The sequence below is a fragment of the Hyphomicrobiaceae bacterium genome (assembly GCA_041397645.1).
Taxonomy (GTDB): domain Bacteria; phylum Pseudomonadota; class Alphaproteobacteria; order Rhizobiales; family Hyphomicrobiaceae; genus Hyphomicrobium_B.
Genome location: JAWKWE010000004.1, coordinates 576,376 through 597,062 on the forward strand (window position 1 = coordinate 576,376; position 20,687 = coordinate 597,062).

24 protein-coding genes and 1 riboswitch are annotated in these 20,687 nt (G+C 59.6%); of the genes, 14 read left to right on the forward strand and 10 right to left on the reverse strand.

Annotated features, from left to right (window positions below; genetic code table 11):
* Nucleotides 1-38 precede the first annotated feature (38 nt).
* The gene (gene lysA, locus R3D51_02660; GenBank protein ID MEZ5898373.1) at nucleotides 39-1,313 is read right to left on the reverse strand and encodes a diaminopimelate decarboxylase; all 1,275 of its coding nucleotides are present in this window, start codon (nucleotides 1,311-1,313) and stop codon (nucleotides 39-41) included.
* A 281-nt stretch (nucleotides 1,314-1,594) separates the two neighbouring features.
* Between lysA and R3D51_02665 the strand changes: the two genes are divergently transcribed.
* The gene (locus tag R3D51_02665) at nucleotides 1,595-1,846 is read left to right on the forward strand and encodes a hypothetical protein (protein ID MEZ5898374.1); all 252 of its coding nucleotides are present in this window, start codon (nucleotides 1,595-1,597) and stop codon (nucleotides 1,844-1,846) included.
* An 18-nt stretch (nucleotides 1,847-1,864) separates the two neighbouring features.
* Here R3D51_02665 and R3D51_02670 read toward each other — a convergent pair whose 3' ends face one another.
* The gene (locus R3D51_02670; protein ID MEZ5898375.1) at nucleotides 1,865-2,080 is read right to left on the reverse strand and encodes a lipoprotein; all 216 of its coding nucleotides are present in this window, start codon (nucleotides 2,078-2,080) and stop codon (nucleotides 1,865-1,867) included.
* Between the two features lie 101 nt (nucleotides 2,081-2,181).
* Nucleotides 2,182-3,567 carry an argininosuccinate lyase gene (gene argH, locus R3D51_02675; protein MEZ5898376.1) on the reverse strand — a complete coding sequence of 462 codons (1,386 nt, stop codon included), beginning with the start codon at nucleotides 3,565-3,567 and terminating at the stop codon, nucleotides 2,182-2,184.
* Between the two features lie 77 nt (nucleotides 3,568-3,644).
* Between argH and R3D51_02680 the strand changes: the two genes are divergently transcribed.
* Nucleotides 3,645-4,316, forward strand: a complete 672-nt coding sequence (locus R3D51_02680; protein ID MEZ5898377.1) for a redoxin family protein — start codon at nucleotides 3,645-3,647, stop codon at nucleotides 4,314-4,316.
* 40 nt (nucleotides 4,317-4,356) lie between these two features.
* Here the strand turns inward: R3D51_02680 and R3D51_02685 are convergent, their stop codons facing one another.
* Nucleotides 4,357-4,629 (reverse strand): hypothetical protein, encoded by a 273-nt coding sequence (locus tag R3D51_02685; protein MEZ5898378.1) that lies wholly within the window; start codon nucleotides 4,627-4,629, stop codon nucleotides 4,357-4,359.
* Between the two features lie 300 nt (nucleotides 4,630-4,929).
* Here R3D51_02685 and R3D51_02690 point away from each other — a divergent pair, with 300 nt between their 5' ends.
* The 6 genes from R3D51_02690 to dapE all read left to right on the forward strand — a co-directional run bounded on the left by R3D51_02690 (nucleotide 4,930) and on the right by dapE (nucleotide 10,312).
* A complete protein-coding gene (locus R3D51_02690) occupies nucleotides 4,930-6,300 on the forward strand; it encodes a porin (protein MEZ5898379.1) in 1,371 nt (456 codons plus the stop codon).
* Nucleotides 6,301-6,391: 91 nt separating this feature from the next.
* The gene (dapD, locus tag R3D51_02695; protein ID MEZ5898380.1) at nucleotides 6,392-7,234 is read left to right on the forward strand and encodes a 2,3,4,5-tetrahydropyridine-2,6-dicarboxylate N-succinyltransferase; all 843 of its coding nucleotides are present in this window, start codon (nucleotides 6,392-6,394) and stop codon (nucleotides 7,232-7,234) included.
* 93 nt (nucleotides 7,235-7,327) lie between these two features.
* Entirely contained in the window at nucleotides 7,328-7,597 is a 270-nt protein-coding gene (locus R3D51_02700) for a hypothetical protein (GenBank protein ID MEZ5898381.1), read from the forward strand.
* 98 nt (nucleotides 7,598-7,695) lie between these two features.
* Complete coding sequence (locus tag R3D51_02705) at nucleotides 7,696-8,289, forward strand: DUF805 domain-containing protein (protein ID MEZ5898382.1); 594 nt, start codon at nucleotides 7,696-7,698, stop codon at nucleotides 8,287-8,289.
* 97 nt (nucleotides 8,290-8,386) lie between these two features.
* Nucleotides 8,387-9,133, forward strand: coding sequence for a hypothetical protein (locus R3D51_02710; GenBank protein ID MEZ5898383.1), 747 nt, complete (start codon nucleotides 8,387-8,389; stop codon nucleotides 9,131-9,133).
* 3 nt (nucleotides 9,134-9,136) lie between these two features.
* Entirely contained in the window at nucleotides 9,137-10,312 is a 1,176-nt protein-coding gene (gene dapE, locus R3D51_02715; GenBank protein MEZ5898384.1) for a succinyl-diaminopimelate desuccinylase, read from the forward strand.
* Between the two features lie 107 nt (nucleotides 10,313-10,419).
* Here dapE and R3D51_02720 read toward each other — a convergent pair whose 3' ends face one another.
* The 3 genes from R3D51_02720 to R3D51_02730 form a co-directional block, all read right to left on the reverse strand.
* Complete coding sequence (locus tag R3D51_02720; GenBank protein MEZ5898385.1) at nucleotides 10,420-10,728, reverse strand: HU family DNA-binding protein; 309 nt, start codon at nucleotides 10,726-10,728, stop codon at nucleotides 10,420-10,422.
* 160 nt (nucleotides 10,729-10,888) lie between these two features.
* Nucleotides 10,889-11,302, reverse strand: coding sequence for a cytochrome c (locus R3D51_02725; GenBank protein ID MEZ5898386.1), 414 nt, complete (start codon nucleotides 11,300-11,302; stop codon nucleotides 10,889-10,891).
* Between the two features lie 181 nt (nucleotides 11,303-11,483).
* Complete coding sequence (locus R3D51_02730) at nucleotides 11,484-12,581, reverse strand: 2'-deoxycytidine 5'-triphosphate deaminase (GenBank protein MEZ5898387.1); 1,098 nt, start codon at nucleotides 12,579-12,581, stop codon at nucleotides 11,484-11,486.
* A 91-nt stretch (nucleotides 12,582-12,672) separates the two neighbouring features.
* On the opposite strand from R3D51_02730, the gene R3D51_02735 reads away from it, so the two are divergent.
* The 4 genes from R3D51_02735 to argE all read left to right on the forward strand — a co-directional run bounded on the left by R3D51_02735 (nucleotide 12,673) and on the right by argE (nucleotide 15,976).
* Nucleotides 12,673-12,906: a hypothetical protein gene (locus R3D51_02735; protein MEZ5898388.1), complete on the forward strand. Its 234-nt coding sequence runs from the start codon at nucleotides 12,673-12,675 to the stop codon at nucleotides 12,904-12,906.
* 32 nt (nucleotides 12,907-12,938) lie between these two features.
* Nucleotides 12,939-13,017, forward strand: a riboswitch (SAM riboswitch).
* Between the two features lie 74 nt (nucleotides 13,018-13,091).
* Nucleotides 13,092-14,300 carry an O-succinylhomoserine sulfhydrylase gene (metZ, locus tag R3D51_02740; GenBank protein MEZ5898389.1) on the forward strand — a complete coding sequence of 403 codons (1,209 nt, stop codon included), beginning with the start codon at nucleotides 13,092-13,094 and terminating at the stop codon, nucleotides 14,298-14,300.
* A gap of 78 nt (nucleotides 14,301-14,378) precedes the next feature.
* The gene (gene apaG, locus R3D51_02745) at nucleotides 14,379-14,771 is read left to right on the forward strand and encodes a Co2+/Mg2+ efflux protein ApaG (protein MEZ5898390.1); all 393 of its coding nucleotides are present in this window, start codon (nucleotides 14,379-14,381) and stop codon (nucleotides 14,769-14,771) included.
* Between the two features lie 44 nt (nucleotides 14,772-14,815).
* Nucleotides 14,816-15,976, forward strand: coding sequence for an acetylornithine deacetylase (argE, locus tag R3D51_02750; protein MEZ5898391.1), 1,161 nt, complete (start codon nucleotides 14,816-14,818; stop codon nucleotides 15,974-15,976).
* A gap of 4 nt (nucleotides 15,977-15,980) precedes the next feature.
* Here the strand turns inward: argE and R3D51_02755 are convergent, their stop codons facing one another.
* The gene (locus R3D51_02755) at nucleotides 15,981-16,475 is read right to left on the reverse strand and encodes an arsenate reductase ArsC (GenBank protein ID MEZ5898392.1); all 495 of its coding nucleotides are present in this window, start codon (nucleotides 16,473-16,475) and stop codon (nucleotides 15,981-15,983) included.
* 237 nt (nucleotides 16,476-16,712) lie between these two features.
* On the opposite strand from R3D51_02755, the gene R3D51_02760 reads away from it, so the two are divergent.
* On the forward strand, nucleotides 16,713-17,264 hold the full coding sequence (locus R3D51_02760) for a histidine kinase (protein MEZ5898393.1): 552 nt from the start codon (nucleotides 16,713-16,715) through the stop codon (nucleotides 17,262-17,264).
* 48 nt (nucleotides 17,265-17,312) lie between these two features.
* On the opposite strand, the gene argF is transcribed toward R3D51_02760, so the two are convergent.
* Together argF and R3D51_02770 are read right to left on the reverse strand one after the other, a co-directional pair.
* Nucleotides 17,313-18,245: an ornithine carbamoyltransferase gene (gene argF / locus R3D51_02765; protein MEZ5898394.1), complete on the reverse strand. Its 933-nt coding sequence runs from the start codon at nucleotides 18,243-18,245 to the stop codon at nucleotides 17,313-17,315.
* 37 nt (nucleotides 18,246-18,282) lie between these two features.
* On the reverse strand, nucleotides 18,283-19,458 hold the full coding sequence (locus tag R3D51_02770; GenBank protein MEZ5898395.1) for an aspartate aminotransferase family protein: 1,176 nt from the start codon (nucleotides 19,456-19,458) through the stop codon (nucleotides 18,283-18,285).
* Nucleotides 19,459-20,118: 660 nt separating this feature from the next.
* Here R3D51_02770 and R3D51_02775 point away from each other — a divergent pair.
* A complete protein-coding gene (locus tag R3D51_02775) occupies nucleotides 20,119-20,670 on the forward strand; it encodes a GcrA family cell cycle regulator (protein MEZ5898396.1) in 552 nt (183 codons plus the stop codon).
* The last annotated feature ends 17 nt before the right edge of the window (nucleotides 20,671-20,687 follow it).

Here is a 20,687-nt window from a genome sequence, read left to right on the forward strand (position 1 = left end):
GGGCAACCAACGCTGTCGGATTTGCGACTGCGGGCGGCTCAACCCCGACTTAGCCAAGGTGCGAGTACGTCGGCCCCGATCAGGTCTTCGTAGGATGGGCGCGGGCGCACGACGGCATAGGCGTCACCCTTTACCAAAACTTCCGGGATGAGCGGCCGCGTGTTGTAGGTGGACGACATGACCGCGCCATACGCCCCCGCCGTCATAACCGCCATCAGGTCGCCGGCCACAAACGGCGGCAACGGGCGATCCACAGCGAGATAATCCCCTGTCTCGCAGACCGGTCCCACAATGTCCTGCTGCACCGGAGCCATATCACCAGCCTGCTCCACAACCGGCCAGATATCATGGTGGGCCTCGTACAGCGTGGGGCGAATGAGATCGTTCATCGCGCCATCCACGATCGTGAATGTCTTGTCCGCGCCTTCCTTGACATAGATGACGCGCACGATCAGGACGCCGGCGTTGCCGACAATCATGCGGCCCGGCTCCAATACGATCTTAAGCCCGAGGTCGCCAAGCGCCTCCCGCACGACGGCTGCGTATTCATCTGGATGCGGGGGAACATCGTTGACACCGCGATAGGGCACACCTAGTCCCCCACCGATGTCGAGATGCTCAAGGGCATGACCATCGGCTTTGAGGTTTAGCGCCAGTTCGCGCAGAAGCCGGAACGCATCGCGAAACGGCTGCAGATCCGTGATCTGGCTGCCGATGTGCATGTGAATGCCCGCGACCTTGATGCCGGGCAGTTTAGCGGCCTGCGCATAAAGCGCGCGGGCATCGGTATAGGGGACGCCGAATTTGTTTTCCGACTTGCCGGTCGAGATCTTTGCGTGCGTCTTGGCATCGACATCGGGATTGACGCGAATGGCGATGCGCGCGGTCTTACGCATGGCATGCGCCACTTCGCTCAACGCCAGCAACTCAGGCTCGCTTTCGACGTTGAACCCAAGGATTTGCTCCTCCAGCGCATAGGCCATCTCACCGCGCGTCTTGCCGACGCCCGCAAAAATAATCTTGGACGCAGGAACGCCAGCGGCCCGCGCACGGCGCAATTCGCCTTCGGAGACAACGTCCATTCCAGCGCCCAGCCGCGCCATGGTCGCAAGCACCGCCTGGTTCGAATTGGCTTTGACAGCAAAGCAGATGAGCGCGTTCTGTCCGGCAAACGATTTCGCCAGCACCTCGTAATGCCGTTCCAGAGTGGCGGTCGAATAGCAATAGAACGGCGTGCCGACGGCTTGCGCGATGTCCGCGAGGTTGACGTCCTCGGCGTGCAAAATGCCGTTCTTGTAGTGGAAGTGGTGCATGGAGGAACCTGCTTGTTCGGTTCCGAGCCCATACACCAGTTCGTCAGTCCTGCGAAAGGGCAGGATTGCAAACGGGTTAGCGTTCGTTGCGCGCAAACAAAAAACCGCCGGGGAGCTGTGTAGCTCCCGGACGGTCCAGCACCTGTTACAGCGCCTTACGAGCGTTGAGCGCCCGTATGGGACAAAAAACACCCGACGCAGCCTTTTGTTCCCTGCTGCGTTTCACCTTCTGGCAGGCACACAGGCTTGGCAAAGCTCTTCATGTATTTCGGAGGTGAGCGATGCAATCGATCGAACAAGGCTACATGGCATTTTTTCGCGAAGGCACCGAAGGCATCGGTGCGGTGACCGACGTCAGCAACGACGAAGTCGTGGTGTACGTTGAGAATTTCGGACCCTTCACCGTTCCGATGTCGGCGGTCAGAGAGGTCCACGACAGCAAGGTTATTCTTGAAAAAGAGCGCGTCAGCTCGATGTTTCTCAAAGCCGTTGCACACGCGCACGACGCTGAAGATGCCAAAACGGCAGGCTGATTTGGACGAAGCCGGGAGCTAGCGCAGCAGCGGATCGAGGATAAAGTCTTCATGCGGCTTGGGCGGTGCCGCTGAGTTTTCGCCCGAAGCGCCTGCCTCGGCGGATTTGGCGACGCCTTCCGCAGATGCTGATGGCGGGGGATCCAGCGGACCGCGCACGCCGCACCCGGCTATGCCAGCCGCCAGGGCCAGCGCCAGGACAAGACCAAAAGGCTTTGCGTCAACGCACTTCAAAGTCTGCCAATCCCAACTCGCGATTGGGGAATTCCGGCTGGTGCCAGCATGACCGGCGACGAGCTCATGGTTCGCGGAATTTCCCCCTAGTCAGCTCAGTCTTAGACCTTCCCCCGGTCCTTTTCCAACTTCTTGAGCCAGGCCCGCGCCATTTTTGTGACGTTCTGTGGCGCGGTTCCCCCATAGCTGGTCCGGCTTTTGACAGAATTTTCAACGGAAAGCACCGAAAACACGGCTTTCGTGATACGCGGCTCGACCCTTTGCATCTCTTCGAGTGAAAGGGCGTCGAGGTCGCACCCCTTCGTTTCCGCCAGCTTCACAATCGAGCCGGTGACGTGATGCGCGTCACGGAAGGGCATCTTAAGCTCCCGCACCAGCCAATCGGCGAGATCGGTCGCCGTCGAGTAACCGCGACCAGCCGCGGCCCGCATCTCTTCGGGCATGGGCTTCAGATCGCCCACCATGCCGGACATTGCGGCAATCACCAGTTTGAGGCTGGCGAGAGCGTCGAAGGTGACCTCCTTATCCTCCTGCATGTCCTTGGAATAGGCCAGCGGCAGGCCCTTCATGACCATGGCTAGGCTCTGGAAAGCGCCCGCGATGCGTCCAACCTTGGCGCGCGACAGCTCGGCTGCGTCCGGATTGCGCTTTTGCGGCATGATGGAGGAGCCGGTGGAGAACTTGTCCGACAGCTTCACGAAGCCGAACTGAGGCGTCATCCATATGATGATCTCCTCCGATAGCCGCGACATATGGATGGCGCAGATCGTCGCCGCCGCCAGCGTCTCAAGGGCGAAATCGCGGTCGGAGACACCATCGAGCGAGTTGGCCATCGGCCGGTCGAAGCCGAGTGACTGAGCCGTCATGTGCCGGTCGATGGGAAAAGACGTGCCAGCGAGCGCGGCAGACCCGAGCGGACTCTCGTTCAAGCGCTTGCGCGCGTCGGCGAGCCGTCCCCTGTCGCGCGCGATCATCTCGACATAAGCCAGCAGATGATGCCCGAATGTCACCGGCTGGGCGGGTTGCAGATGCGTGAATCCAGGCATGACGACGTTGGCGTGAGCTTCCGCCTTACGTGCAAGCTCAAGCTGCAGCCCAGCGAGCGCGGAATCGAGTCCGTCGATCTGATCGCGGACCCAGAGCCTGAAATCGGTCGCGACTTGATCGTTACGCGAGCGCGCGGTGTGCAGCCGCCCCGATGCCGGCCCGATCAGGTCCCGCAGCCGGCTCTCCACGTTCATATGGACATCTTCAAGCGCCCGCGAGAACGCAAACTTGCCGCTTTCGATTTCCGACAGAACCTGGTCCAGTCCCTTGGAAATCTCTCGCGCATCGGTCTTGGTAATGATGCCTGCCTCGGCCAGCATGGCCGCGTGCGCCTTGGAACCGCGGATATCTTGAGGCGCCAAAACCTTGTCGAAGCCGACGGAGGCATTTATCTCCTCCATGATCTCGGCGGGCGACATGGAGAAGCGGCCACCCCACATCTTGTTGGCGGATTTGTCGGTCACGAAAATCTCTCCATTGGCGCGAAACGCTAGCGGCTAGGAAGGTGCACGGTGCAATGAACGATAAGAGCGAAGCAAACGGTTCGGCCCCCAACGGCTCAGGTTCGATTGGCAAGAGCTTGGGAATACTGGCGCTCTTCGCGCTCATCGGCTTTGGCGCGGTATACGTTACGTTGGGGCGGCCTGACAACGCGGCAATTCAGGAAAAAGCCGCTAACAAGGTCGGCGAAGGGGGTGAAACCGGCAACGCAGACGCCAAGGATGCGCCAGGCGATAAAATGGCGGCTTTCGTGCGCAAGAAGACGCCCGAAGCACTGCCCGAGATCACGTTCAACGACGCTGACGGCAAGACGCTCACGCTCGCCGATTTCAAGGGAAAGACGATCCTTCTCAATCTGTGGGCAACGTGGTGCGCGCCTTGTCGCGAGGAAATGCCTGCACTCGACCGGCTTCAGTCGACGCTGGGCGGCGATGACTTCGAGGTCGTCGCTCTGAGCCTGGACCGCAAGGGCGCGGCGGCCAGCAAGAAGTTCCTCGACGAAACCAAGGCCACACACCTCAAACTCTACACCGATGCGAGCGGAAAGCAGGGGACTGTGCTGAAAATCGTCGGGATGCCGACCACCATCCTGATAAATAAGGAAGGCCAGGAGATTGGACGGCTTGCCGGACCTGCGGAATGGGACTCGCCAGACGCGAAAAAGCTCATCGAGGCAGCACTCAAGTGAGGGCCCCGATGAGCTCAAGTCTAATTAGACGGAGGACCGTTTAGGCCTTTTTCTTCTTAACTGCTTTCTTTTTGACTTTTTGCGTCAGCGCAGAGGCCGCGACCGACTTCGCCTCTTTGGAGGCCTTGGGATCCTTGAGGATCTTGGCGGCCTTGGAGGCAACTACTTTGCCCGTGGTCTCCTTCGGGCTATTGGTCTGCGTCAGCGCGGAAGCGGCAACCGCTTTCTCCGCCTTGCTCGCAGTCTTGCTCTTCAGCACCTTGGCCGCAGCCGAGGAGACATTTTTGCTGGTCGTTTCAGGTTTCTTCGCCATGGATGGATGTCCTGTTAGGAGCGGGAATCACTGACACGCCCGTCGGGCTCTCTCATATCGAGATTCGCAGAAATCCGTAAGCGTTCTGTTGGCCATTCGAACCGAGCACACGAACCATTGGCCATTTCTCGGCACTCCATCTCATTTCAACGATCGTATGATGCACCCCAACAACGCATAATCCCAATCTTGTCCGCCTCGCGTCCTCGATGACAGAAACGGCTTGGCCCCGCAGGGGCTGCCTCGTAGGCAAGATTAGCTAAGTACGTACCTAGTCGAATCATCGGGGTTACTCACGGCATGATTGCGTGGGGTATTTCCCGTGTAGCGCGGGTTGTCGCGTTGGCTCTACTCGCCTGCACGTTCGCCATACCGATGCCAGCGGCCGCCGCCGATCTGGGCGGTTCCTGCTGCGCCGACTTGGAACAGCGCATCGCCGAGCTTGAGGCCGCCACCGCGCGCAAGGGGAACCGGAAAGTTTCCCTTACGATATCCGGCATGGTGACGTGGCCGCTGATGGTCTGGAACGACGGCGCCCAGACCGGAGCCTTCGTCGTGTCCGACGAAATGAAGCGCCCGCGCCTTCGCTTTGCAGGCGAAGGCAAGATCAATTCCGATTGGAGCGTGGGCTATGTCATGGAGATTGGCCCGCACACGGACCCGATATCGCCCATGGACCAGTATGCCTACGATGGCTATCGGGGCGCGCTTGAAATGCGCTACTCCTATTGGTCGGTGAAGAATACTGAGCTAGGACAGCTCTCCATGGGTCTGCAATCGCAGGCAACCGATGGCATCACTGAGATCTCGCTCGCCAACACGTCCACCGTCATGACACCCGGCTTGCCACTGATGCTGGGATACGTTTCGCACGGGTGGTACATGCGCCGCGACGCGGACAAGGTGCTCACCGGTCTTCGCTTCGGCGACATCCTGCTCAGGGGCCGCACCGACATCTGGGGCGAAGGTCATCGCTGGAACGTGGTGCGCTACGACACACCAACGCTGGCTGGCTTCACGCTCTCGGCCGCCTGGGGCGAGGACGATGTCTGGGACGTTGCCCTGCGCTACGCGGGCCAGTTCAGCCGCTTCAAACTTTCTGCCGGAGCGGGATTTGCAAAGTGGACAGGTGACGGCATTCCAAACGAACGAGGCTGCGCACGGCCTGCAGGCACCACCAAGATCGACTGCTGGGAAATCGGCGGCGCGCTTTCCGTGATGGACACCGCAACCGGATTGTTCGTCAACGCCGCTGCGGGACTAGGCGACGACAAGAAACTTGAATCCCTCTACGACTATGTCCCCGGTATCGATAAGACGCTGAATTTTTATTATCTGGTCGGCGGCATCGAGAGGAACTGGCTTCCTTTCGGAAAGACAACGCTGTTTGCGCAATACTGGCGGCGCAACATGGGTGCAGGCGTGCTCTACAACGGCAATCGCATCGATGCGACGCCGCTCGGCGCAAATCCATTGGTGTCGGGCGCTGAAACTTCGATCTGGGGAGCTTCGGTGGTCCAGGAGCTGGCCGACGGCGTCGAAGTCTATGCCTCGTTGAACCGCACGCAGATGGACATCTCGACCAGCGCAACAGGCGGCGTAGGTGGTTCGGTTAACACCAAGATCGCACCCTTCGATTTCCTTTTTGCGGGCATGGCCGTGCGGTTCTGAGCGCGCTCATCTCACGTGCCCGGTTGACACCCGCGCGGTTTGCACGCCACAAGGCGGCTTCGATTTACCCAGAGAATGGAGCCGCGCGGCCATGGCGCACACAGCCTTGCAGAAGACCATCGAAGAAGCCTGGGAGGCGCGCGACACCATCGGCTTGGGAACCAAGGGTGCAGTGCGGGAGTCCGTCGACTATGCCTTGGGCCTGCTCGATGCAGGCAAGGTTCGCGTGGCCGAAAAGCAGGACGGAACCTGGCACATCCATCAGTGGCTGAAGAAGGCCGTGCTGTTGTCGTTTCGACTGAACGACATGGAGACGATCAGCGGCGGCCCGGCAGGAAGCTTCTATTGGGACAAGGTGGCGCCGAAGTTCAAAGGCTGGAACGACGAGCACTTCCGCAAGAGCGGATTTCGCGTACTGCCTGGCGCGTACGTCCGCAAATCTGCCTATATCGCACCGGGCGTGGTGCTGATGCCTTCATTCGTCAATCTCGGTGCTCACGTGGACAGCGGTACCATGGTTGATACCTGGGCCACGGTCGGCTCATGCGCGCAGATCGGCAAGAACTGCCACATCTCCGGCGGCGCGGGGATCGGTGGCGTACTGGAACCTCTCCAGGCAGGCCCGGTCATCATTGAGGACAATTGCTTCATCGGCGCGCGCGCCGAGGTGGCCGAAGGTGTGCAGGTTGGCGAGGGGTCGGTGTTGTCCATGGGCGTCTATCTGGGCGCATCGACAACGATCATCGACCGCGCAACGGGCGAGAAATTCTTCGGCAAGGTGCCGCCCTATTCGGTGGTGGTTTCCGGCACCATGCCAGGTAAGCCGTTGCCCAACGGTGAGCCGGGCCCCAATCTCTATTGCGCCGTCATCGTGAAGCGCGTGGACGAAAAGACCCGCAGCAAGACATCAATCAACGAATTGTTAAGGGACTAAGTAATTAGGATCAAAAAGTGCCACGGTAAAGTTGCGTTTACGGTCGTTCGGTAACATTTTCAGAATTCTGACGCTGAAACGGATTGTCCAACCGTGAAATTGTTCAAGAGACTTTTTGATACCGCTGAACCTCCTCAGTTCAACGCCGAGGATCCAGAAGAGATGCCCGCCAGCTTTGCGGCAGCCATCGAAGCCATCGATCGGGCTGCGCGTGAGCATCAGGCGCAAAGCGAGAGGCATTTGGTCGACCGCCGCGTCGGCGCTCCCGACACGCGCCCGGCCGGCTCGCCAGAGCGCCGCAGCGGCATTGACCGTCGCTCGGGACCGGCTCAGAGCTTTGGAAGACGCCGCGCCACAGCCTAATTGGTATGTAGTTCGGTTTTACTCAGCCCACGCAACAAAATCTTAGGTGCGCCCGTGCGACCTTGTCGCCATCACGCGACACTGTGGGCTTCCGCGATATGTCTTGGATTGAATTGTTCTTCGGATTTCATGGGCGGATCGGCCGCAAGACCTTCTGGGTTGCGTCGATCCCACCGACCGTCGTCCAGGTCGTCGCGTGGGTTGGATACGGAAGTTTTCCCGTTCCTCCTCCTGTATTGGCATTCTCCGCAGGTGTTGCTGCATTCGCGATGGCGATGCTCAATACCAAGCGCCTACACGATGTTGGCAAATCAGGATGGTGGCAGATCATCTCTTTGCTAAGTCTTCCTCTGATTGCCGGTGCTTATGCGGCCCTGTACCAGGACAGCCCGGTTCTCGCGCTCATGCTGTCGCTTGCCGCCACCGTGTTTTCGCTCTGGGGACTGTGGATCCTCTTTGAGATGTGGTTCAAGCAAGGCCACACAGACAATAACCGTTTCGGGGCTGCCCCAAAAATCGAGAACGTCGAACAGCGGCTCAACGACGAAATCAGCCAGATGCAGCCTACAACGGCAAGGCTTGCTCTGATCAATATGCCCCCTCCCAGCGGCGTTATCGACCGCAAGGCGAAAGTGGCGGCGCGAATGTCCAGAGAGAGCGGCTTCGGGCGGCGAGACGCACGCTCCGGCTGACGCTTTCCGCGCCATTGACCGCAACAGTCTGCTGGCGCATTGATGGCGCATGTACCTCTACCGTCGGCTAGACCCCAATCAAATAATCAAGACGCTCGTGACGTTACACGGGCGCGTGGAAACTCGTTTTCCCAAATCCGGCCTGAGCCGCGTATGCTCCGAGCTTATTGACGTCGCACGCGAGACCGAGGCACGCGTAAACGAGACGGCCAAACCGAACCTGGTGTTGCGTCTTGCAATTTTTGCGGTGCTCGCCCTGGGCATATTCATGCTCTCAAAAATCAACACCATCGTGGAACTCAAGCGCGAGAGCGAAAACCTTTCTGGGATTCTTCAAGGCATCGATTCCGCCTTCAATATCCTGCTGCTGATGGGCGGTGGCATGATCTACCTGTCTTCACTGGAGGCGCGCTGGAAGCGTCACAGCGTAATGCGCCAGCTGCATGAATTGCGCTCCATAGTCCACGTTATCGATATGCACCAATTGCCGAAGGATCCAAGTTCGGACCATCCCGCAACGGTCGCGACCGGCGGGCCCGACAATGAGCAACGTCTGATGTCGTCATTCGAACTAGGGCGCTATCTCGACTATTGCTCTGAGTTGCTGTCGCTCACCGGCAAGGTCGCCGCGCTCTATGCTCAAAACACGCAGGATTCCATCGTGGTCGATGCTGCCAACGACATCGGCCAGCTTACAAACAGCCTGTCCAACAAGATCTGGCAGAAGATCACACTGGTCCAGGATCGCGAAGGTCTCGACGTACCGCTGCCGTCTGCAAGCGTCATGATCCCTTCATCCGCGCCGCTGCCTCAGTCACATATCTCCCGTCCGGAAAGCGTCTGACAAATGACATTCGATCCTACCGACGTGGTGCAACTCACCCAAGCCCTTATCCGATGTGAGAGCGTAACACCCCACGAGGGCGGTGCGCTCACGCTGCTCCAGAACGTGTTGGAACCTGCCGGCTTCCAGTGCCATCGCCTTGTGTTCAGCGAACCTGGAACACCCGATGTCGATAATCTCTATGCGCGGCTCGGCCAGGGCCGTCCGCATCTGTCATTTGCCGGGCATACCGACGTTGTGCCCGCAGGCGACGAGGATGCGTGGACGTTGCCGCCTTTCGCCGGCGAAGTCCGCGACGGTATTCTCTACGGACGCGGCGCCGTGGATATGAAGGGATGCGTTGCCGCTTTTACCGCAGCAGCTATGCGCTATCTACATCGCCACGGCGGATCATTGCCGCGCGGATCGCTCTCGTTCCTGATCACGGGCGACGAAGAAGGACCGTCCATCAACGGCACTGCGAAAATTCTGCAGTGGCTTAAAGACCGCGACGAGGCCATTGATGGGTGCCTGGTTGGTGAGCCTTCAAACCCGAAGGCGCTCGGCGACGAAATCAAAATCGGTCGACGCGGTTCGCTCAACGCGGAGATCGTCGTAAAGGGCAAGCAGGGGCACGCCGCCTACCCACAGCTTGCCGATAATCCCGTGCCCAAGCTCGCGCGCATCATCGACAGGCTGGCTTCGCAAGAACTCGACAAAGGCACCAGCAATTTCCAGCCGTCGAACTTACAAGTTACAGTGATCTGTGTGCCCAATACGGCAACCAACGTGATCCCTGCATTCGCCACTGCCAAACTGAATGTCCGCTATAACGACGCATGGACGCGGCAAAAGATGGAAGCCTGGATCCGGGAGACAGCCGCGACAGCTGCCAAAGAAGTCGGCGCCGAGTTCGACATCTCGTTTGCAGGAACGGGGGACGTGTTCCTTACCAAACCCGGCGTGCTCGTCGACACTTTGAAGGGAGCGGTGAAATCCGTTACCGGGCGCACACCTGCCTTGACCACCGGCGGAGGAACTTCCGATGCACGCTTCATCAAAGACCACTGCCCGGTTGTCGAGTTCGGTCTCGTGAACGCGACGATCCATCAAGTCGATGAACACACGAGCCTGAAGGATCTTGAGCACCTCACCGAGATTTACGACCGCTTTATCTCAAACTTTTTCACCAGCGAGTGATTGCGCTGACCAACGCACATCCGCACTGACATCGAACATACATGCGCAACAAAAAAGGGCCGCTCCATTCGAGCGGCCCTTTCGTAATCTGACACAAGAGCGATTGATTAGATCGACTCTTTGAGTTCCTTGGCGGCGCGGAACGCGATCTTCTTGGACGCCTTGATCTTGATAGCTTCGCCGGTTGCCGGGTTACGGCCCATGCGAGCAGGACGCTTGCGGACCTGAAGAACGCCGAGGCCGGCAACGCGGATACGAGCGCCCTTTTTGAGGCTCTTCGCGATCTGCGCGACCATGTCTTCCAGCATCGCAACAGCCTGCTTCTTGGGCATCTCGTGCTGCTCGGCAAGCGTGGCCGCGATGTGCTTGAGCGTAATCGTTTCAACTTTCTTGGGTGCGGCAGGTGCCTTTGCCATGTGGGTTATTCCCTCTTGAGGTACGAATCATTCGATGAAGCGGAGAATACATAGATCGTGCAAGAAAACTCGCGTTTTCTGGGGGCTTTTTAAACTCCCTGGTCAAAAAGCCGCGTTTTGTGGCCGTAAAACACGATTTTTGCACCGCGGGGGCTGAGTTTTAGGGCTTTTGCATGCTCTTCAGGTAGGCAGCAAGTTCGTCGATCACCTTGTGGGAATCGCTTCCGACCTCCTCATTGAAGACCTTACCCCAGGCCAGCATCGCCATCATGCCATGGCCCTTGGGGCCTCCCTTTTCGATGATCTCCTTGACCCGCGCCTCGGGGAAAGTGCCGTCATTACGGGCTGCCAGTTTTGTAAGGTCAGGCGGGGGTGTCTGCAGCGACTCCGTCAGCGGCCCGTCGCCGGTGGCGCTTAGCCCATGGCAGAGCGCGCAATAGCGCACAAAGGTCCGCCCGCCGGCCTCGATCGTGGCCGCGTCATCGTCGGCAAACGCGGGAAGCGCCACCGTGGATGCTGCAAGACTGAAGGCAACGGCAACGATGAAACGCTTTGGATTTTCGCGCTTCGACATGAATAGGCACTCCCCAAATGGCTGTCTGTCTGACTGGCTTTGAAAATTCCAGGCTTGAAGAACGTGCTCGTAGAACAAGCCAGCTACCTCATGCGCAATTAATCTTAGACTATTCCCAGCTTGCGCCGCACCTTCGTTCATAAACGTCAACCATCGTGCGGCGGTCCACTTCCGCCCCCATCTACTTAAAGTGTTTGGACAGTTTAAGGCCCTGTCCCTGATAGTTGGAACCCAGATCCCTTCCATAGATGATGTCGGGCACCTCGGTCATCCGTTCGTAGATCAGACGGCCGATGACCTGCCCATGCTCCAGAATAAACGGCACCTTGTGCGAGCGCACTTCCAGCACGACGCGCGATCCGTGCCCGCCCGCCGGTGCATGTCCAAAACCGGGATCCATAAAGCCCGCGTAATGCACCCTAAACTCACCAACCAATGGATTGAACGGTACCATCTCAGCTGCGTGTGACGGCGGCACATGCACCGCTTCCTTGGAAGCGAGAATATAGAATTGATCTGGGTCAAGAATGAGCTGCTGGCGTCCGCCCGTCACGTGGATCGGATCCCAATAATCGACAACAGGGCAGCTTGCCGGCTTATCGACGTCCACCACGCCAGTATGACGCCGTGCGCGAAATCCCACTAGTCCGTCCCCATCGCCCTTCAGATCTACCGACAGCGCGATACCGCCTGCGATATCCGCAACCTCACTGGCGTCCTCGGTAAAGACCAGCTTTTCGCGCGCGTGCAGTTCTGCCAATTGAGCGTCCGTATCGCTCGCCGGGCCGACGCGGAAGCGGATCTGCGACAGGCGCGATCCTTTTCGCACAACGATAGGAAATGTCTGCGGACATATCTCCGCGTAAAGCGGTCCGGAGTAACCGGCCGGCACCTGATCGAACGCGCCGACACCATCGGCGATCACGCGCGTGAACACGTCAAGCCGTCCAGTGGAGCTCTTGGGATTGGCGGCTGCCGCCATGTCGGGAGGCAATGCGAGGCTCTCAAGCAAAGGCACGATGTAAACGCAGCCGGTCTCCAGCACCGCCCCTTGGCTCAGCGAGATCGAGTGCAGTTGCAGATGATCGAGCTTGGACTGCACGGTCGTCCCCGGCCCCGAGAGGAACGAGGCTCGTACCCGATAGGCGACATGGCCCAACCGCAAATCGATGCTGGCCGGCTGGAGCTGATTTTCCAGCATCGGCTCGGCAAGCTTCAAGCCGCCGGTCTCGATCAAGCCGCGGATTGCCTGGCTCGGCAGAATGCCCGCCCCTGTCAAAGCTTCACTGCCAGCTTCTGACTTCGAGATCTGCTGCTTCTTTGCGCTCGATTTCACTTAGCTCGCCCTTATGCATGCCCCCGCTCCCGGTATGCGCCGAGATCGAGAAGCGTGGAAGGCCGCTCTAGCCGATGCTGGCGGCCACGCCAAGAGTCCGAAATCTGCAAACCGCCATGCACTTTTGCGCAACGACCGGTCGCAGACCATCGGTCAGGACAATGACATCATAGACGAAGGCAGCGTTTTACCAGCAAAAACCTTCATTTTTTTAGGCGCAATCGATTGGACCAAAGGCCATGGCGGGTTCGATACGCGCAACGCTTGACGCAGACCGAACGTGCCGGTAATCCCCAAGGTCATCTCCTTCGTGGTCCTTTGGCCGGCCGGCTTGCAGCCACGTTAAACAACTCGCTAAAGAGGCCGTGCGCGCCCGGTTTCCCGCGCCCGGCCTATCGGCCGGAGCCAGATGTGGAGCCGGTTTTTTATTGCGCTCAAGGACGCCTCGTTCCGATGACAAACGCTTCAGACAGCAAGCCGCGCTGGCAGCCCGAAACCGAGCTGGTTCACGGCGGGACCCTGCGTTCCCAATGGGGTGAAACGTCGGAAGGAATGTTCCTCACACAAGGGTTTGTCTACACCTGTGCCGAACAGGCCGAGGCGCGTTTCAAGAATGAAGATCCTGGCTTCCAATACTCGCGGTTCGGCAACCCCACAGTCGCGATGTTCGAGGAACGGCTGCGTCTATTCGAGGGCGCTGAAGCTTGCCGTGCGACGGCAACCGGCATGGCTGCGGTGACGGCTGGCATCCTCTCCTACCTCAAGACCGGCGACCACATCGTTTCGGCGCGCGCTTTGTTCGGCTCGTGCCGCTACATCGTGGAGACGTTGTGCCCGCGCTTCGGCATTACCTGCACGCTTGTTGACGGCCGCGATCTCGATGCGTGGAAGGCAGCGGTGAAACCTAACACCAAGATGTTCTTCTTCGAGACGCCCTCCAATCCGACACTGGAGCTTGTGGACATCGCGGCCGTTTGCGCACTCGCCAAGAAGCACGACATCCTGACGGTCGTCGATAACGTGTTCGCAACTCCCTTGCTGCAACGACCGCTCAAGCATGGCGCCGACATCGTCGTCTATTCCGCCACCAAGCACATCGACGGCCAGGGCCGCTGCCTTGGCGGCGCGGTGTTGTGCAGCAACGACTTCCTGACCAAGTATTTACAGGACTGGGTCCGCCAGACCGGGCCTTCGCTGAGCCCCTTCAACGCCTGGGTCATGCTCAAGGGACTGGAGACCTTGCCGCTGCGTGTGAGGGCCCAATGCGCCACCGCCGCGAAACTCGCCGATCTCCTCGCTCAAACGAACGGCGTCACGCGCGTGCTCTATCCCGGGCGGGCCGACCATCCTCAGGCGGATCTGGCCGCCAAACAGATGCCCGGCGGCGGTCAGATGATCGCGTTTGAGGTCGAAGGCGGCAAGGAAGGCGCATTCCGTTGCCTCAATGCCCTGCGCCTCATTTGCATCTCCAACAACTTGGGCGACGCCAAGAGCCTCGTGACCCATCCGGCGACCACCACCCACCAGCGAATTGGGGCGGAGGCGCGCAAGGAACTGGGGATTACCGACGGCATGATCCGCCTTTCGGTTGGGCTTGAAACCTATGAAGACCTCGCAAGCGACCTGACTGCCGCAGCCGCTGCGGTTACCGGCCGATCTTGAACCTGCTTGGAAGCGAACCTAAAATTGTCACGACGGAAATCTAGAAAGAAGGCTGCGGCCATCATTACGGGCGAGCACATGTACGAGGCCATTACCCGCGGCATCCGAATTCGTGTCGAGCCGCAATACATGGAAGAGCAATCCTCGCCCGACGAGGGTCATTTTGTCTGGTCGTATGAGGTGGAAATCTCCAACGACAGCAGCGAAACCGTGCAGCTAAAGACACGCGCCTGGCGCATCACCGATGCGTGGGGCCGCACCGAGGAAGTGCGCGGGGCGGGTGTTGTCGGGCAGACGCCGGTCATCCCGCCGGGCGGCACGTTTTCTTATACCTCAGGCTGCCCCCTCAAGACGCCGCAGGGCATCATGGTGGGCAGCTATCAGATGGAGGACGAGGATGGCAAATTGTTCGATGTTGCCATCCCGGCATTCTCTCTCGATAGTCCATACACCCAGCGCAGCATGAATTAGCGGCTGCCAGAAACCTTGCAAACAGCACGGATTAAAGAGGCCTGATGGCGGGACCATCTTACACTGCGATCGAATTGCTTGCCCGCCTCGTGGCCTTCGATACGACGAGTCACAAGAGCAACCTCGAAATTATCGCCTTCATTGAGGACTATCTGCTTCAGCATGGCGTGCGCAGTCATCGCATCGTCGGCGACGAGAAGCACAAGGCCTGCCTGTTTGCCACGATAGGACCGGATCATGTCGCAGGCGTCGCGCTGTCGGGACATACCGACGTCGTGCCGGTAGACGGCCAAACCTGGACCAGCGACCCGTTCGTCTTGCGTCAGGAAGATCACAAGATCTATGGCCGTGGCGCGTGCGACATGAAGGGGTACCTCGCATGCATGCTCGCCTCGGTGCCCGACTTCAAAGCGCGCAGGCTCAAGGTGCCAATCCATCTCGCGTTTTCCTACGACGAGGAGGTCGGATGTCTGGGCGTGCGTCCGATGATCGCCGAATTCGGCAAGACGCTGCAGACACCGCGACTGGTCATCGTGGGCGAACCGACCAATATGTTGGTCGTTGATGCCCACAAAGGCCCTGTGCGCTGGCAAGTCGAAGTCACCGGCAGAGCAGCGCATTCGAGCATGGCGCATCTCGGCGTCAACGCGATCACCTATGCCGCCCGCATGATCTCGGAGCTTGAGCGCATGGAGGCGGAACTCAAGATCACCTCGCGCAACGAGCGGTTCGATCCGCCCTATGCGACGTTGCAGGTCACCAAGCTCGAAGGTGGCACTGCGAGCAACATCATTCCAATCTTCTGCCGCTTCGGCTTTGAAGTTCGGGCTCTGGCTGGAGTCGACGTCGATGCTATCGAGCGACGGTTGCGCACGTTCGTCGGAACGCAATGCTTGCCTGAGATGAAGGCTGTCGCGCCGGAAGCGGACATCACCATCACGCGCGTCAATACGGTGCCGCCTTACGCTGCCAGCGAAGGCTCTGAGGCGACGTCGCTTGCGCTACAACTGACCGGCCAGAATACCACCCACGCTGTCTCGTACGCCACCGAAGCAGGTCTGTTCCAGGACGGCGGCGCGCCATCGATTGTGTGCGGGCCCGGCGACATCGCGCAGGCGCATACGGCTGACGAATGGATCCTGGAAAGCGAAATAGAGAAGTGTATGGCTTTCATGTCGCGTCTAGCCGACTGGGCGGAGCGCTGAGGTTTCAGGCGTTCGTTCCGTGTTCGCCAATGCGCTCCAATGCTTCTTGCAGCGCATCTCGATCCATCTTCTCGACGGGAAGCGCGACCATCTCTCGAATGCACTCTTCAAGTCGCGCGTAAGCCCTTCGGAAAGCGTCGCGCTCGGCGGGGAGACCGCCTGCCACTCCTGCGGGATCTGCAATGCCCCAATGCACGCTGACCGGAGCGCCCTCCCACACAGGGCAAGTCTCGGCTGCCGCCGCATCGCAAACCGTAATGACGATATGCATGCGCGGGGCGCCCGGTTCTGCGAAAACCTGCCAAGACTTGGAGCGCAACGCGCCGGTAGGATGGCCTTTGGCCTTCAGCAGCTCCAGGGCCAACCGATTTGGCGTGCCCCTGGGATGGCTTCCCGCAGAGAAGGCGCGAAACCTGCCCTTGCCCAACTTGTTCAAAATTGCTTCGGCCAGAATCGATCGCGCCGAGTTGGCGGTGCACAAAACGAGGACGTTAATCATGCCATTCCGCTTGAAGCTGACGTAACCTGACAACCCAATACCAAACACCTACAAAAGGACGGATATGGTCTGCGCAAGACCTCCACAAGATGTGACACTGTTGCGACACAGTTGCAGGTGTTTACAATCTCCCCAACTGGGTTAGCCCTTTGCCACGACCGCGCGGCAATTTCCGGCTAGAGGGACAAGAATCGACACACTAATGCGGCCAATCCAGGCCTGCAGGGAATTTCGCTCATGGTTTTGCTCGACAAACGTATGATCGCGCTTGCTGCGGCAGTCGCTTTGCCGATGGCAGCAGGCGGATGTTCAGGCGCCAAGCTGCCGAGCGTCGGATCGATCAATCCATTCAGCTCCAGCAAATCGATTTCAGATACCGATCGCGTATTCCTGATGGCGGCTGGAAGCTGGGACCGCAATCGTGACAACCAAGTCACCTGCGACGAGTGGAAAGCCTATGCCAACGAACTGTTCGACCGCGCGGACGCCAACGGCGATGGCGAAGTGGATACGACTGAATGGGCCAGCATCGTTGCCGTTGACCGCATGTTCGTAACCGCCAATCTCGACTATTTCGACACCAACCACGACAACAAGGTCTCGCGCGCCGAATTCGTCGATCGTCCCAATCCGGCCTTCACTCTGCTCGACACCGCCAACACATGCGTGTTGACCGGCGATCAAGTCGCAGGCGCGCGCTCCCAGACCGAATACGACGTTTCTGGCAAGCCGAAGGAATCACAAGACCCGACGGCCACGAAAAATCCAGACGTGCTTAATCGCGACTAAGCGCGAGTTCGCTTAGTAAACATTGGTGTCTGTCCTGCCTATTCGCGGCTACGCGCCCAGACACCACGCGAGAATGGCCTTCTGCGCATGAAGGCGATTCTCCGCCTCGTCCCAAACGACGGACTGCGGACCTTCAAGCACGCTTTCGCTCACCTCCAGGCCACGATAGGCCGGAAGGCAATGCATGAAGATGGCGCCCTTGGCTGCCTTGCCCATCAGTTTGGCGTCGACTGCGAACGGCGCCAGCGTCTTCTTGCGCTTGGCGGCATCCGACTGGCCCATGGAGACCCAAGTATCAGTGACAACGCAATCGGCGCCTTTGACCGCCTTCTCCGGATCGTTCGACAACGAGATGTCAGCCTTCTGCGCTTTCGCCCACTCAAGGGCCTCGTCCTCGGGCTTCAACTGATCGGGGCAGGCCAGACGCAGCGAGAAGCCGAACCGGGCAGCAGCATGCATCCACGAGACGGCCACGTTGTTGCCGTCGCCGATCCAGGCCACGGTGCGGCCCTTGATGGATCCCAGGTGCTCCTCGAAGGTCATGACGTCGGCCATCACCTGACAGGGGTGACTCTTGTCCGTCAGGCCGTTGACAACCGGAATGGTCGCGTAGCGAGCAAGCTCCAGCAACGTATCGTGCGTGTTCGCGCGGATCATGATGCCGTCCGCATAGCGCGACAGCACGCGGGCCGTATCGGCCACGCTCTCCCCGCGACCAAGCTGCAGATCAGTATGATTGAGCGACAGCGCACCGCCTCCAAGCTGACGCATGGCGATATCGAAAGATACCCGCGTGCGCGTCGACGGCTTCTCGAAGATCATCACCAAAACGAGGTTCTCGATCCCCTTGGGGCGCAGCGCGGCGGGAACACGTTTGCCCGCTTTCTTCATCGCATGCGCGTTGTCCACGATGCGGCGCAGGGTCTTGCTGTCGAGTGCTGAAATATCGAGAAAATGACGTGGGCTTTTTTGAACGGCCATGGCTTTCTTACGCCCGTTTTGCGGGCGGTTCCGACACTTAAGAGTTTCGTTGGGTTTCTAGCTGGCTAAAGGCGCGCGACAGGCGCTCGACACCTTCAGTCAAATCCTCGTGCGTGACATTGAGCGGCGGCAGCACGCGCACCGTATTGTCACCCGCTCCCACGAGAAGCAGCTTTTGCGCATTGGCAGCCTTGACGACTTCCGCAGGTGTCACGCTGGCATTAAGTCTCAGGCCGGTCAGCAGACCGCTGCCACGCACCTCCTCGATCAGTGCCGGAAACTGATCGCGGATGGCCGCAAGCTTCTGCTTGAGCCGCAGAGCCGTCTCCTGCACGTTGGAGAGGAAATCAGGTTCCGCAACGATGTCGATCACCGTGCCTGCCACCGCCATCGCCAGCGGATTGCCGCCGAATGTCGATCCGTGGGTGCCGGGCGTCATGCCTTTGGCGGCTTCTGCCATTGCGAGAACCGCGCCGACCGGGAAGCCGCCGCCGAGCCCCTTGGCAACCGCCATAACATCGGGCGTCACGCCCGCCCATTCGTGCGCAAACAGCTTGCCGGTACGCCCGACGCCCGTCTGAACTTCGTCGAGAACAAGCAGCAGGCCGTTATCGTCGCAAATCTCTCTCAGCGCCTTGAGATCTTGCTCGCTCATGGAGCGCACGCCACCTTCGCCCTGGATCGGCTCGACTAATACCGCAGCGGTTTCGGGACCAATCGCGGCTTTCACGGCCTCCAGATCGCCGAAAGGCACTTGATCGAAGCCGTCCGCCTTGTGGCCAAAGCCTTCAAGATACTTCTCGTTGCCACCGGCTGCGAGCGTTGCCAGCGTGCGGCCATGAAAGGCGCCCTGGAACGTAATGATGCGCCAGCGCTCCGGATTGCCGGACACGTAATGATAGCGTCGCGCGACCTTGATGGCGCCTTCGCACGCCTCCGCGCCGGAATTGCAGAAGAAGACCTGCTCGGCGAACGTGAGACGTGTCAGCTTGTCGGCAAGCGCCTCTTGCCCCTCAACACGATAAAGATTGGATGTGTGCCAGAGCTTGGCAGCCTGTGCAGTCAGCGCCTCAACCAAGCGAGGGTGAGCATGTCCCAAAGCGTTGACGGCGACGCCAGAGCCGAAATCCAGGTATTGATCGCCCTCGGCGGTAAAAAGCCAAGGGCCTTCTCCGCGCGTGAAAACCACGTCTTGACGAGCATAAGTGCCCATCACGGCGTTGTTCGACCTGCCGTCTTTCGAGACTGTGGCCGCGCTCTGGCGCGTCGCCTCGGACCCAGACATAACCGCTTCTCTTCCCACCTGCTCAAAATCAAAAAGCCGCCAATCCTGGCGGCCCATGCGGCATTTTGATACGAAAGCAGCGCCGTCGTGTCAATGAAATGCGCGAGATCGGCTCCACTGCCTCAGCGCAAGTGAAGCCATGACGCAATCTTGGTTTCCCCGTTGAAAACTTGGCGGCCCCCTCGGAACGCGCCGGGTTTATTGGGCGGCGGCGAATCGATTATGTGGCGCATCCGCAACTGGCGCATGTCAATGCCCGTGTTGAGCAGCACGCTCGGCTTGTAGGCCTAATTCATGATGTTGTAAGTTCTCCTCGTTGGGCCACGAGATGTGGCGGCCAGTTGGCTGCTCTCTTCAGCGTAAATAGGTTGGCCCACCATGCCCCGGCGACCTTGTCAGGTTGCCAGCGTACCTCAAGGGCATGTTGTAGCTGCGTCTCCATCGAGTTTTTGCGTTCACCACCACGGCCGGGTTCGTGCCCTCGACCGCGCAGTCGTTATGCGCATCAGCGGGTTCGTTCGTGGCCGATCAAGCGGGCACCGGGGGGTGTTTTCCGCACGCGCGGCTCGATAAGGAGCGAACACGATTATGTCTTGGACGGATGAACGCGTGGAGCTGTTGAAGAAGCTCTGGGGCGAAGGTTTGAGCGCAAGCCAGATTGCTGGGCGACTGGGATCGGTTACCCGCAACGCCGTGATCGGAAAGGTCCATCGCCTGGGTCTGTCAGGGCGCGCCACGACATCACGCATGAAAACAGTCCGACCGCGCTCGCGCATGGCAAACGCCAAGCGCGCCGCCACGAAGCCGCGCTTTGCCCAGATCGGCAATCCCGCCGTCCGCGCACTTTACCCGGCCGATGCCGAGCCGGCGCTGCCGGTCGTCGAGGAGCTCGTCATCCCGATGGCGGAGCGCAAGACAATTCAGACACTGACCGAGTGCAGCTGCCGCTGGCCGATCGGCGATCCGCAAACGCAGGAGTTCCACTTCTGCGGCAAGAACAAAGTCGCCGGCCTGCCATACTGCGAATTTCATGCGCGCCGCGCGTTCCAGCCGGCCGTTCCTCGCCGCCGCGAGCGTGGCGATGTGGAAGCACCCGCACAGATCACCACGGCAACGGTTCCAGCCAAGGAAACGGCCTGAACACCGTTTGAGGGCGA